The sequence below is a fragment of the Bizionia gelidisalsuginis genome (assembly GCF_008086185.1).
Classification (GTDB): Bacteria; Bacteroidota; Bacteroidia; order Flavobacteriales; family Flavobacteriaceae; genus Bizionia; species Bizionia saleffrena.
Window position 1 is genome coordinate 1 of sequence record NZ_VSKN01000075.1, and the last position, 1318, is coordinate 1318.

General features: G+C 32.2%; 2 protein-coding genes. Both read left to right on the top strand.

All coding sequences use genetic code 11. From position 1 onward, the window contains the following. Nucleotides 1-60 precede the first annotated feature (60 nt). On the top strand, nucleotides 61-372 hold the full coding sequence (locus tag ES677_RS15085) for a transposase (RefSeq protein WP_148381713.1): 312 nt from the start codon (nucleotides 61-63) through the stop codon (nucleotides 370-372). Nucleotides 373-380: 8 nt separating this feature from the next. Then, the gene (locus ES677_RS15090) at nucleotides 381-1268 is read left to right on the top strand and encodes an IS3 family transposase (protein ID WP_148381715.1); all 888 of its coding nucleotides are present in this window, start codon (nucleotides 381-383) and stop codon (nucleotides 1266-1268) included. The last annotated feature ends 50 nt before the right edge of the window (nucleotides 1269-1318 follow it).

Sequence of the window (1318 nt, forward strand, 5' to 3'; positions counted from 1 at the left end):
TAGTTTACCCCCCTATAAGTTCGGAGTGTTATTTTAAATTTCAAATAATACCTTTGAGATATGAAATACAAGAAATGGAGCTTAGCAGAAAAGTTAGAAATTTTAGCCTCTTGTGAGGAAATAGGCACTGTAGAATCCTGTAGAAAATACAGTGTTAGTACAGGGACTTTATACAGTTGGAAGAATAAGCACGAGAAGCAAGGAGAAGCAGGCTTAAAAGTCACTTATGATGTTCGTAGCAAAGAATTAAAGCAATCAGAAGAGGAAAATAGAATACTCCGAAAGTTGTTAAGTAACAAAGAAATTGAATTGGAAGTTCAACGTGAACTTTTAAAAAAAAAGTTTGGGACGTCCAATCCAAGAAAGATTTAGTAGATGCTATTTTCGAAAAATATACCCTTAGTAAAACTAAGATTATCAACATGGTAGGGATGATACATAGTAGCTATTATCGTGTACCAAGTCTTGGTATAAAAGGCAATAAGCCTAGTTTGCAGACGCACCATCAGAATAAAGGATGGGTAACTCAAGATACAGTAATCGAGTCTGTTAAGAAGGTTTTAGCGCATGAATTCATAGATTGTGGATACCGTTTAATGAGTGCTTATTTAAAGCGAGATGGCTATCAAATAAATCATAAAAAAGTATACAGAATAATGAAAGAAGAGGGATTATTAAAACTAGAAAGACGAATAAACCGAAGTGGTTCTGGACGTAAATTCGTCAAATTTAGAAAAGTAATTACCGCTAGACCTTTTGAATGCTTAGAAATGGATATAAAGATGGTTTGGATTCCAAAGGCTGGTAAAAACGCTTATTTGCTATCTATAATAGATGTTCATACACGTAAAATCTTAAAAGACTATTTTTCTTTTTCTATAAAACAAGATAAGGTGATAACATTTCTTTCTGAAGTATTTTTAGAGTACCAATACCCAGAAAGTGTTGTCATTAGAAGTGATAACGGAAGTCAGTTTATTGCTAAAAGCGTACGTGGATACCTTGGTTTAATAGGTGTCCAACAAGAATTCACACATGTAGCAACACCCGAAGAAAATGCCCACATAGAAGCGTATCATGGAATATTAAAAAAAGAAGTATTTAAAAGAATTGATTACAGAACTTTTGGAGAAATTGAAATAATACTAAAAAGATACGTTGATTTTTATAACAATATTAGGCTTCATGGTCTTTTAGGACGTATTACACCAATGGAAAAATGGAACCAGGATAAACATCTAATAATAATGAGAAATTTAACAGCTTAATTAATAATCGAAATTTAGAATAATACTCTTGTTTTATAGGGGTCAAAACA

Excerpts from the sequence above, each read along its gene's own strand:
- ES677_RS15085 (WP_148381713.1), top strand. The coding sequence starts at position 61 with ATGAAATACAAGAAATGGAGCTTAGCAGAAAAGTTAGAAATTTTAGCC.